The 12,478-nt window shown below is 26.7% G+C and carries 12 protein-coding genes; 3 read left to right on the forward strand and 9 right to left on the reverse strand.

The genetic code is table 11. From position 1 onward, the window contains the following. Nucleotides 1–54 precede the first annotated feature (54 nt). The 5 genes from HF520_RS11615 to HF520_RS11635 all read right to left on the reverse strand — a co-directional run bounded on the left by HF520_RS11615 (nt 55) and on the right by HF520_RS11635 (nt 4,309). On the reverse strand, nt 55–924 hold the full coding sequence (locus tag HF520_RS11615; RefSeq protein ID WP_168574188.1) for a hypothetical protein: 870 nt from the start codon (nt 922–924) through the stop codon (nt 55–57). 86 nt (nt 925–1,010) lie between these two features. Then, entirely contained in the window at nt 1,011–1,703 is a 693-nt protein-coding gene (locus tag HF520_RS11620) for a metallophosphoesterase (protein ID WP_168574189.1), read from the reverse strand. A gap of 112 nt (nt 1,704–1,815) precedes the next feature. Next, on the reverse strand, nt 1,816–2,613 hold the full coding sequence (locus tag HF520_RS11625; protein WP_168574190.1) for a GTP pyrophosphokinase: 798 nt from the start codon (nt 2,611–2,613) through the stop codon (nt 1,816–1,818). A gap of 36 nt (nt 2,614–2,649) precedes the next feature. Further along, the gene (locus tag HF520_RS11630; protein WP_168574191.1) at nt 2,650–3,567 is read right to left on the reverse strand and encodes an MBL fold metallo-hydrolase; all 918 of its coding nucleotides are present in this window, start codon (nt 3,565–3,567) and stop codon (nt 2,650–2,652) included. Nucleotides 3,568–3,577: 10 nt separating this feature from the next. After that, nucleotides 3,578–4,309: a YkgJ family cysteine cluster protein gene (locus HF520_RS11635; RefSeq protein WP_168574192.1), complete on the reverse strand. Its 732-nt coding sequence runs from the start codon at nt 4,307–4,309 to the stop codon at nt 3,578–3,580. Between the two features lie 86 nt (nt 4,310–4,395). Here HF520_RS11635 and HF520_RS11640 point away from each other — a divergent pair, with 86 nt between their 5' ends. Then, nucleotides 4,396–4,647: a hypothetical protein gene (locus tag HF520_RS11640; protein WP_168574193.1), complete on the forward strand. Its 252-nt coding sequence runs from the start codon at nt 4,396–4,398 to the stop codon at nt 4,645–4,647. Between the two features lie 414 nt (nt 4,648–5,061). Next, nucleotides 5,062–5,397, forward strand: a complete 336-nt coding sequence (locus HF520_RS11645; RefSeq protein ID WP_243155149.1) for a hypothetical protein — start codon at nt 5,062–5,064, stop codon at nt 5,395–5,397. A 122-nt stretch (nt 5,398–5,519) separates the two neighbouring features. Here HF520_RS11645 and adhE read toward each other — a convergent pair whose 3' ends face one another. Continuing rightward, complete coding sequence (gene adhE / locus HF520_RS11650) at nt 5,520–8,144, reverse strand: bifunctional acetaldehyde-CoA/alcohol dehydrogenase (RefSeq protein WP_168574195.1); 2,625 nt, start codon at nt 8,142–8,144, stop codon at nt 5,520–5,522. A 354-nt stretch (nt 8,145–8,498) separates the two neighbouring features. After that, nucleotides 8,499–9,092: a DUF4230 domain-containing protein gene (locus HF520_RS11655; protein ID WP_168574196.1), complete on the reverse strand. Its 594-nt coding sequence runs from the start codon at nt 9,090–9,092 to the stop codon at nt 8,499–8,501. 112 nt (nt 9,093–9,204) lie between these two features. Here HF520_RS11655 and HF520_RS11660 point away from each other — a divergent pair, with 112 nt between their 5' ends. Then, nucleotides 9,205–10,800: a putative manganese-dependent inorganic diphosphatase gene (locus HF520_RS11660; protein WP_168574197.1), complete on the forward strand. Its 1,596-nt coding sequence runs from the start codon at nt 9,205–9,207 to the stop codon at nt 10,798–10,800. Nucleotides 10,801–11,051: 251 nt separating this feature from the next. On the opposite strand, the gene HF520_RS11665 is transcribed toward HF520_RS11660, so the two are convergent. Together HF520_RS11665 and HF520_RS11670 are read right to left on the reverse strand one after the other, a co-directional pair. Further along, the gene (locus HF520_RS11665) at nt 11,052–11,576 is read right to left on the reverse strand and encodes a peptidylprolyl isomerase (RefSeq protein ID WP_168574198.1); all 525 of its coding nucleotides are present in this window, start codon (nt 11,574–11,576) and stop codon (nt 11,052–11,054) included. Nucleotides 11,577–11,777: 201 nt separating this feature from the next. Beyond that, nucleotides 11,778–12,380: an AAA family ATPase gene (locus tag HF520_RS11670; RefSeq protein ID WP_168574199.1), complete on the reverse strand. Its 603-nt coding sequence runs from the start codon at nt 12,378–12,380 to the stop codon at nt 11,778–11,780. Between the last annotated feature and the right edge of the window lie 98 nt (nt 12,381–12,478).

A 12,478-nucleotide genomic window follows, 5' to 3' on the forward strand; every position in this document is an offset into this window, starting at 1 on the left:
GTATATAATACCAAAAAGCTTACCTAATAAGGTAAGCTTTTTATAATTTTACATTTAATTTTTATTTATTTTTGTTCCTAAATCTTGTACTCTTTCTTTGAAACTAGCAATATAATTATCTGATAGCTTTAAGTATTCTGTTATTTTACCTATATATTTAGGATTTTTAGTATCTAAAAGTTTTATAGCATTTTCCATAGCTTTTTCTCTTAATTCATATGCTTTTTTAACATCATCTCTTGCATTACTTAATACCACAACATATTCTTCTTTAGATAAGTCTGGCATTTCCATACTTTCATATATATCTATAACATCTTTACACATTTCTTCAGCATATGAAATACTTTCTCTTATCTCAGATATTTTATTTAAATTTTTTGCTATATCTTTGGTATAAGGTAAACAATCTCTCATCGGTATTAATGCTACACGTTCTATATCATAAATATCTCTTTTAAACTCATCTAATTTTTCTAAGTCAGACTCTTTAACCTTTTTGGATTCTATTTCTTTATTTACCTCTTTATCGACTTCACTGTTTATTTCTTCTCCATTGCTATCATTTTTAGATATGTCGCTATTATCTTTTGATGTACGCTCTTCATATACATCTTCTTTATTAACTTCGGATTCTTTGCTTATATCTTTATCTTTTGATTTATTACTTTTCTTATTATCCCAATACTCAAAATTAGAAGTATACTTATCCTTATATCTTTGATCAAACGCGTAATTTTGATAGTATAAAGCTTCTTCTATTTTCTTAAGACCACTCATGTAAACATTACTTATGACTATTGTAGTTGCAAGAACTGTGTAAATACTTCCATATATACAATTTCGCTTAAAGTTTTTATTATTTTTAAATAATATTAATAGGGGTATAAGGTATAAAAAAATAAATACTAATATCCATCTCATTATTTAATTCTCCTTTTCATATAAATAAAATTTATATTTCCCCCATTTTTATATACTTTTTATAGTATTTACATTTAAATTATTTATTAATCCAATATTTGTATTAAATCAAAATTCAAATAATCACATGAAGCTAATATATACTCTACACCATTTCTTATACCTTTTAGCCCCATCTTAAATGATTCTTTTCCATGTAAGTGACCATATATAACTTTTTCTACATTATATTCTTCATATAACTTGGTAAATATAGAGTCTTCTAACTTATCATTAGTAGGTGGATAATGCGTCATCACTATTAGCTTTTCATAACCTTTTTTTCTCGCTGATTCTAAAGATATTCTTATACGATTTTCTTCTCTCTTATAAATTTGTTCATCTTTTGCATCAAATTTTACGTCATTTGGACAAATCCATCCTCTTCCACCACAAATAGCATAATCTTCATATTCATAAAAATTAGTTTGTATAAATTTACAGTTATCATAAAGCTTATTTAAACTTGTCACAGTAGTCCACCAATAATCATGATTTCCCTTTATAAAAAACTTATTTCCTGGTAACTCACTTATTATATCTAAATCAGATTTAGCTTCAGACAAATTAATTCCCCAAGAAGTATCTCCTAGCACTAATACTGTATCTTCTTTTTTTACCTTTGACATCCAACTTTCAATTATTTTTTCTTCATGCCTATCCCAATTGCCTCCAAATATATGCATTGGTTTATTAACAGAAGTTGAAAAATGTAAATCTCCTATTGCATATAAACTCATAACTTATTCCTCTCTTTTTACATACTAAATTGAATTATTTCCTATATTTATATATATAAACTCATATTAAAGTCAAAGAAGCCACCTCAAAATCATTTGAGACGGCTCCCCCTTATTTTTTTCTAGTGTCTTTATAGACTTCTAATAAATCATCTATTTCTCTTTTTAATTTTATTATTTCAGTTATATCTTCTTCATTATCAATTTTATCTAATCGTCTCTGATAAATAATGGCTTTATTTGTATCTCCTAAGTTATACAATTCTTGTATTTTTTTCAATACATCTCTTACGGTTACATTTTTTACCTGATACATTACTTGAGCCTTCATTATATCTTCTCTTATCTCGCTCATTTCTTGGTCTAGTAAGAATGCAGCATCAGCAGCTCTTCTTAGCCTTACAGCTAAATCTTCAGGTATATAATGTTCATATTTATATTTTAATGAGTGTTCTATAGTAGCCCAAAAGTTCATAGCTAAGGTTCTTATTTGTATCTCACATAAGATTTCTTTAGAACCCGCTATAGAATTTATAGGATATCTTATTATTACATGATAACTTCTATATCCACTATCTTTAAAATTCTTTATGTAATCCTTCTCGTATACTATTGACATATCACTTCTATTTTTAATTAATTCAACTATTGTATATATATCTTCAACAAACTGGCACATTATTCTTATACCAGCTATATCTTCCATATTTTCTTCTATATCATCTATATCTAATCTTTTAGCTTTAGATATTATCGAAGCTATTTTCTTAGTTCTTCCTGTAACAAATTCTATTGGGGAGTACTCTCCCTTAGTTAAAAATTCTTTTCTTATATTTTTAAATTTAACTTTTAACTCTTCTACCGCGTGTTCATAAGGAGCCAATACTTCATCCCATCTTTCATATTCCATCTTGCTCACCCTTTATTTCTATTTTTACAGTCATACTTATTTTATCATAATTTGATTTCTTTGGATATAATAAAGCAGTTCCCCATTCTGCATTGTATAACTTATTTCATTTAAATCACATAAATAGCTTATTACCGAAATTAGAGAACTTTTATAAAAATGATACTCTTTATAATTACAAGGTAAATTATTCTTTACTATTATATTTTTTAATATACTTTCTAATCCAATAGGCTCTTTTAATTCATTTTTTATTTGTTTTAAATATTTATATATAGCTTTTTCATGTTTTTCTATTAAGTTATAACTTTCTTTTTTGGATACTATATTTTTACCATGACCTAATACCATATATTCAAAGTTTATATTTCTAATCTTATTTAAACTTTCTAAATATTCCTTTATATCAAATATAAATAGGAAGTCATATTTACTTAGCATTTCTTCACCTACAAGTAAATCTCCTACAAATATTACCTTATCTTCAGTCATAATTCCTATACTTCCATTAGTATGTCCTTTAAATTCTATTATCTCAAATACTTTATCATTTAATATTCTTTTACCTTCAGTTAAAACAATATCTACTTTTGTACTTTCCGAAGTTTTATCTTTAAAACATTTATCTAGAAATTTATTAGACTTTCCTCCAATTATATACGTTGAAAATAATTCTGGATTTTCTATATAGAGCTTTGTATATTTAGAAGATAGTATTAAAAGATCGTTATTATCATTTTTTAAATTCTCACAAGCACCATAATGATCATCATGTTCATGTGTGTTTATAATATAATTTAGTTTAATGTTATTTTGTTCAAAAGTCTTTTTTATCCTTCTTCCCAAACGACCTGGATCTATTATAAGAGCTGTATTATCCTCAAATAAATATATTCCACTATTTGTGCCACCTTTTATATAATGAGTATTACCCTTTATTTTTATTAAACTCATAATTTCACCACTATCTTATTAATATTTTCTTTAGTCTATTTATAGTTCTCTTTCTTATTCTTTCATTTTGAGAAATCTTAATTTTTATATTATAAGCTACATTCTGATTTAATAATAATTCTACAAAATATTCTACAATTCCTCTGTCCCTAAACTCTATATCAATTATTTCATTTGCAAAAAATCTTGAATCTAGTGTCATAATTTCGTCAGAAAAACTTAATCGTGTAGATTTATCTAAGTAATCATTTTGTGGTATAAAATCTTCGCAATACTTTATTTTAAAGTTTACAACTTCATTACTTATATCAAAACCATACTTAGATTTTATATATTTTTGATAATCTCTATTTTTCTGATTAATATTGCCTAAATTCTTATTATAATCATCTTTCTTCCAATGACCAAATAATCTACAATTTAAAGGTCTTACTTCATATATTAAACATCTATTATTTTCATCTCTAAATGGACAACATCTTTTCTCTGAGTACTCTAAAAAATAATAATCTATTATTCTATCTAATGAACTTTTTCTTAATTCATCTTTGTCAATTAAATATTTATATATATTTAAAAATTCAACTAAATTTATTCCTACCGATTCCATACAACATTTTCCGCATCCTGTACATTCTCCAATAGGTAAAGTGCTATAAATATAATTTAATCTATCAAACAATTTATTTTTTTTAGCAAAATCTATAGATTTTAAAACATCTATTTTTTTTATACTAGTCATTATTATTACTCCTTGTTATAATTATTAGGTTAATACAAACAATTATTATAACATACTTTATATGATAAATCGTAGGAGGTAATTTTATGAATAGATATACTAAAATAATAAATATGATGGATAGTTACTTTGTTAAGGACTATGAAAAAGCTAAAAAAGGAATTACTAAAAAAAGAGAAGTTAGAGAAGAAACAGTTCAAAAAGCTTTCTTAAAAGGCGATTGTGAAGTTTTAGTTATTTTAGAGGATAGTGGTAGAGAAATACTTATAGATGATTTCTCTTCTGATGAAGACATAAAAAAATACTTAGGAGCTAAGTTTATAAATCCTAAAAGATAGCCAAAGGCTATCTTTTTTGGCAAACTGCTACTATAATAATAGTTTCATAAATATTGGCAATTATTATAGGTAGAAATTTAAATATTATTTAAGCGCTGCATTCCATTCAACATTTTTATTACCTTGAGTTTATAATTTAATAGTACGAATCTCTAGCAAATTTATTTATAGTAAAAAAATTTTACATTTAATGTATAAAAAAATTTTATCGGACAATAATAACTAATGAAAATTAAATATTTAACTCAATCTCCCCCAATTTTGAGCTTTCATTCCCCCAATGAAAGCTCTTTTTATTTATATTAAAATTTATATAAACAAATATTTAATTATTTATAGTTAATAATTTATATATAAGTTATAATTAGTAATAATTTTATTAAGGTAAATTTAGTGATAATAAGAGGTGACATGATGATAGAAATAGGGAGTTTAAAATTAGATACAGATTTCGAATACAGGGTTATAAGAGAAGAAAATGGAGATATTGATTTATTTATAGATGTAAATTATCGTAGCTTAGATATAGAATGTGATAATTGTGATTTCTTTAATGGTAGGATACAATTTCCATTTGTAAGATCGCTAATCTTAAGATTAAATAAAGATAGCCATTTAATGACTATACATCTTATGAGAGATATTGATTTATTCTCTGCCTTTGCAAACTTTGAATTTAATTATGAGAATTATATATTTAATATTAAAAATAATCATGAAAAAGTATTAGTTACAAGAACAAAAATGTAAAACTTTATTTATCTAAATATAAAAATAAGGGGTCCTCATAGGCCCCTTATTTTATAACTGATAGCTAGATAATAATATATATTTTCTTAAAACTTCATAAAGTTAATTTAAGCTCTATAAAATTAATTTTCTTCTCTTTGACCAAAAGCTGTTAAATATATTTCTTTTAATTCTTCAACTAATGGTAATCTTGGGTTAGCAGGAGTACACTGATCATCAAAAGCATCCAAAGATAACTTGTCAACTTTAGCTAAGAATTGTTCTTCTAATACTCCACACTCTTTTATAGTTTTTGGTATATTTAATTCAACTAATAAGTTATTTACTGCATCTATTAAGCTTTGAACACCTTCTTCAACTGTGTTAGCTTTTAATCCTAAGAATCTAGCTATTTCAGTGTATTTTTTATCTGCTACGAACTCTTTATATTTAGGGAATGCAACAAACTTAGAAGGCTTAGTAGCATTATATTTTATAACATATGGTAATAATATAGCATTTGCTCTACCATGTGGTATATGGAATTCTCCACCTAATTTGTGCGCTAATGAATGGTTAATTCCTAAGAAAGCATTTGTAAATGCCATCCCTGCCATACAAGATGCATTGTGCATTTTTTCTCTTGCTTCTTTATCGTTTCCATTTCTATAAGCTTTTGGTAAGTAATCAAATACTAATTGTATAGCTTTTAGTGCTAGCGCATCTGTATAATCAGTTGCCATTATAGAAACATAAGCTTCTATCGCATGAGTTAATACATCAACGCCTGTATCTGCTGTAACACTAGCTGGTACTGTCATAACTAAAGTTGGATCTATTATAGCTACATCTGGAGTTAATTCATAATCTGCTAAAGGATACTTAATATCATTTACTTTATCTGTAACTACGGCAAAAGAAGTAACTTCTGAGCCAGTTCCTGAAGTGGTTGGTATAGCTACTAATTGAGCTTGTCGACCTAATTTAGGGAACTTAAATACTCTCTTTCTTATATCAGCAAATTTTAATCTTAAATCATCAAAGTTAGCTTCTGGATTTTCGTAGAATAACCACATAGCCTTAGCAGCATCCATTGGAGAACCTCCTCCAAGAGCTATTATAGTATCTGGCTTAAACTTTCTCATAGCTTCTGCACCATTTAATACCGTATCTACTGATGGATCTGACTCTACATCACTAAATATATCTATCATTACAGGATTTCTTCTTTTTCTTAATTGATGAATTATTTTATCTACATTTCCTAATTGAAGCATAACTCTATCAGTTACTATCATTATTCTATTAGCATTTGGTAACTTTTCTAAGTAACTTATAGAACCAAACTCATGATATATTCTTTCAGGTACTTTAAACCATTGCATATTTACTTTTCTCATTGCAACTTTTTTAACATTTATTAAGTTAGTTGCTGATACGTTTTCTGTTGTTGAGTTATTCCCCATTGATCCACATCCTAATGTTAATGATGGTGTATTTACATTATATATATCCCCTATTGCACCATGAGTTGAAGGTGAGTTTACAATTAATCTACCTGTACTTACTTTTTTACTAAATTCTAATATTACATCATCATCATTACAATGTATAACAGCAGAATGTCCTAATCCCCCAAACTCAGTCATCTCTACGCATTTTTGTATTCCCTCTTGAGCATTTTTAACTTTATAACACGCAAGAACTGGACTTAATTTTTCCTTTGATAAAGGATCTTCCATTCCTACCTTTTCAAGTTCTGCAACAATCATTTTTGCATCTTTTGGTACATCTATACCTGCCATTTTACCTATAGTATATGGACTTTGACCAACTATACTAGGATTTATTGAACAAGATTCAGCATTTATAACTAAATTTTGTAATTTTTCTTTTTCTTCTTTATTTACAAAGTAACACCCATAATATTTCATTAAATCAGTTACTTCATTGTATATTTCTTCATCTATTATAACAGCTTGTTCAGAAGCACATATCATTCCATTATCGAAAGTTTTTGATAATATTAAATCATTTACTGCTTGTTTTATATCTGCAGTTTTATTTATATAACAAGGAACATTTCCTGCTCCAACACCTAAAGCTGGTTTTCCTGAAGAATATGCTGCCTTAACCATTCCTGGTCCACCAGTTGCAAGTATCATAGATACTCCATTATGTTTCATCAGTAAATTAGTAGCTTCTATTGATGGAGTTTCTATCCATTGTATACAGTCTTTAGGAGCTCCTGCTTTTATAGCTGCATCTCTTAATATTCTAGCGGCTTCAGAAGAGCATTTTTGAGCTGATGGATGGAAACTGAATATAATTGGATTTCTTCCTTTTATAGATATTATTGATTTAAACATTGTTGTAGAAGTCGGATTAGTAACTGGTGTTACACCTGCAACTACACCTATTGGTTCAGCTATTAACATATATCCGTCTTCTTCATTTTTCTCTATAACTCCAACTGTTTTATTGTATTTTATACTATGATAGATATATTCTGTGGCAAACATATTTTTAGTTACCTTATCTTCAAATATTCCCCTTTTAGTTTCTTCTACTGCCATTTGTGCAAGTTCTATGTGTTTATCAAGCCCTGCCATAGCCATTTCTTTGACTATATTATCTATTGCTTCTTGGTCTAAACTTAACATTTCCTCCTTTGCTTTTTCTGCTTTTAAAACTAAATCATCAATCATATTTTCAACACTAAACTCATTATTATCTACTACTTTTAATTTTCTAGATTCTTTACTCATATTTTATCCCCCCATCAAATCTATTCATTTTCGTTAGTTAATTCACAAACTTATTATATATTTTATATTAATTCAACAAAATCTAAGTGTCAATAGGTTTTGTTAATTTTTCTTCAATCCCCTTAAATGAAAACGTTTTTATTTGTATGTCCTTACAAAACCTGTATTTTCTAATATTTTTAAGCATCTTTGCTAAGTATTTATTTTTAAATTCCCTTCTATTCAAAGATTATTGTATATAAATTTATCTTAAATTTATATTGTTAATTTTTATACATTTTTTAGATAAAAAAAGATTCAGGATAGTATATAATTCTAACCCGAATCTTTTTTATTATTATAAAACATATGTAGCTATTTGAATATAACTTCTATTTCTTCATAACCTATACTCTTAAGCATATTGGTTAAACTAGCTTTAGTATTAGACTCTACCTCTTCCATAAATCCTTCATTAATTAGTTTTTCCTCATATTCTTGTTTATATTTACTTATATCATTTAAAATTTCATTGGTATCTAGTTTATTAAAAATAGAGTTTTTTATATCATATACATATAAGTTTTCATCATCTATGTAATGGTCTAATATTCTACATTGATTTACTTCTATAATTATCTTCTTTCCTGTATTATCTATAATATTTATGTCTTCTGGTTTTATACCTCCGTTTATTACACCCTCATATTTAATAATAAAGGATTGTTCTGTAAAAGGTATTTTTATATCATTTATACTTTTATCTTTTTTTACTGATACAATATTGCTATAAGTATATTTTACTGTATTTAAATCTAATACTTGGCTTATGGTAGATAGTACTTTTGTATTATCTGTATATTGTCTTCTATTACTCTTTAGTATACTAATACTAAATACAATTGTTATTATGATTAATAAAATGGGTAATAATAGAACTACTTTATTAATTTTTTTCCTTTTTATCAACAAATATATGCCTCCTTTTGGTATAATATTTAAGAATTAGACTTAGTCTTAACCTATTATCAAGATGATTTTAGTTAATTATAGTTACTTTTTAATGAGAGGAGTTTTTTTAATGACATTATTAGTTTTCGGGCACAAGAATCCTGATACAGATTCAATATGCTCATCAATTTCATTAACATACCTAAAAAATCAATTAGGTGAAAACGCAGTTGCGTGTGCTTTAGGAGAACCAAGAAAAGAAGCTCAATTTGCTTTAAACTATTTCAAGGTTGATGCCCCTAAAATATTAGATAACGTAAAGATACAAGTAAAAGATTTAAGTTACAACAAAGTTGAGGCCTTAAGCCCATCTGCTTCAGTACTTGAAGCATACTCTGTTATGAGTGATAAAGATGTTAAAACATTACCTGTAGTATCTGAAAGTGGTAAGTTTGAAGGTATAATAACTATGAAAGAAATAGCTGAAAGCCTTCTTCATCAACACTTTAATACTATACATACTTCTATATCAAATATATGCAAGAACCTTAATGGTTCAGTCCTTGTAAATTGTAACGAAGAAATAAAAGGTAGAGTTGTTACATTATCATTTAATATGGAAACTGTAATGGATATATTATCTGAAGGTGACGTCGCTATAGTAGGGAATAGATACGACGTTATAGAGTATGCTATAGATACAAAAGTTAAACTTTTAATTGTAACTGGTAACACAACTTTAAGTGATGAATTATTATCTCTTGCTAAGCAAAATGGTGTATCAATAATATCAGTTGATTGTGATACATATAAAACATCTAATATCATAAATCAATGTAATTACTTAGAAAATATCATAATCAGAGATGAATTAATTATCTTCAACGAAAATGACTATGCTGAAGATGTTAAAGAAATTATGTTAAATACAAACTTTAGATCATATCCTGTAGTAGATGAAAATAACAACTTCTTAGGGTTATTATCTAGAGAACATCTTTTAAACCCAACTAAGAAAAATGTAGTATTAGTTGATCACAATGAGTTTGCTCAAAGTGCTGATGGTATAGAAGAAGCTAACTTAGTTGAAATAGTTGATCATCATAAAGTAGGCGGAATAACTACAGATGTTCCAGTATCTATAAGAGTTATGCCAGTTGGATGTACATGTACTATAATTTATAAAATGTTTAAAGAATATAATGTTGAAATACCTAAGCATATAGCTGGATTATTATTATCTGCTATATTATCAGATACTTTAATATTTAAATCTCCAACTACTACTGAATTAGATAAAGAAGCTTGTATAGAATTAAGTAAAATAGCTGGAGTTGACATGGAAGCTTATGGAATGGAAATGTTCAAATTCGGTACTTCTCTAGATGAATACAGCATTGAAGAAATAGTAAATATGGACTTTAAAGAATTCAGTATGAGTGGTAAGAGAGTTGGTATAGGTCAAGTATTTACGTTAGATATAGACTCTATATTTGCTAAGCAAGACCAATTCTTATCTTATATAAATTCTACTGATTATGACATGCTAGTTTTAGCTGTAACAGACATAATCAAAGAAGGTTCTTACTTAATATATAAAGCTGAAGATAAATTAATATCTGAAGCGTTTAATGTAAATGGTGCTCAAGGAGTATTTGCTCCAGGAGTAGTTTCTAGAAAGAAACAATTAGTACCTAACTTAACAGCTGCAGTTAGAAATATGTAATTTAATAAATTTTATATAAACAAAAAGTGAACTCTTATGAGTTCACTTTTTTGTTGAAATATCTTCAATATTTCTTTTATAAATGATGTTGTCTTTTCTTGATTCACTATGATCGTGCAATCAAATTAACTGGTTTAACAATATTTTTTTCATTAAAATGTGTTTTAGGATTTATTACTTTACTATTTTATATGAAATTCAACACAAAGTAAATAAGAAATCTTAATACTTTAAAAAAATATTATATTAATTTACATTTTTTCTACATCTGAATAATCTTGTCCGAATGTTTCTACAGTTACATTTTTCATAACTTGTGGATTTCTTGGCTTATCCATTCTATCTGTTTGTGTATTAGCTATTTCATCTACTACATCCATACCTTCTATTACTCTACCAAATGAAGCATATTCTCTATCTAAGTGTGGAGATGTTTGATGCATTATAAAGAACTGAGAACCTGCAGAATTAGGGTTCATTGTTCTAGCCATTGATAATACTCCTCTTTCATGCTTTAAGTTATTAGTAAATCCATTGTTAGTGAATTCTCCTCTTATTGAATGCCCTGGTCCACCCATTCCATTTCCATCTGGGCATCCTCCTTGTATCATGAATCCTGGTATTACTCTGTGGAATCCTACTCCATTGTAAAATCCTTTTTCTATTAAGCTTACAAAGTTCTTAACAGTATTTGGAGCTATATTTGGATATAACTCAGCTATAATTTTCTTTCCATTTTCCATTTCTATAGTTACTATTGGGTTTTTATTTTCCATAATAATTACATCCTTTCAAATTAAAATATGTACATCATATATTATATACTAACAGTATAAAAAATAAAGCCAATATTTTCTTAATTTAAGGTCATAATAGTTTCTTTAAATTAAAATTTATATTGATACAATTTTCTATATAATAAAAAACGGTATCAAACATAAAGCTTAATACCATTTTTATTGTATAGTAATCTATTTTTACTTAGAGTTCTTCTCTGTTTTAGCTAATTGTGGCGTTTCTTTATAATCTATTTCTAATAGTTCTAGAATTTGTTTAGCTCTATCTTTTGTAGAACCTTTTACTTCAATGAAATTTATATTTTCAGCTTTTAAGAAGTTTAATATAGCTTCATCTATTTGTAATGCTATATCTTCTGCTTGCCATCTAACTCCATCTTGTACGTATCCAAATTCTCTTGGAACATAAACTATCATGTCATAGTTTTGTATATCTTCTAATGCAAGAGAGTATAAATCTTTTAATATCTCTATTTCTTTCTTGCTTCTTTCTTTGTTTCCTAACATAAATCTTCCATATATGTATGGTACAAAAGTAGCATAGTCTGTAAGGGCATAATCAAAAGCAGATAATTCATCTTCTAACTTTTTTTGACCTAAATATATACCATATTGCTCGGATATAGTCTCTATCATACCTTTATCTTTTAGGTATTCTGTAGAATACTCTAATGCATATCCTGCATTTAATCCTGCTATTTTCATTTCAACATATAGGTGTTGTATTAATGTTGTTTTTCCACATCTTGGACCACCTAAAACGGCGATTCTTTTAGTTGCCATAATTTATATCAACTCCATGTCTCTTTTTGTCATTTCGAAGAACTTTTATATTATACTAATATTTTACTTTTTATTCAATACATTTAATACAATTCTAT

It is taken from the genome of Romboutsia sp. CE17 (assembly GCF_012317385.1).
Lineage (GTDB): Bacteria > Bacillota > Clostridia > Peptostreptococcales > Peptostreptococcaceae > Romboutsia_E.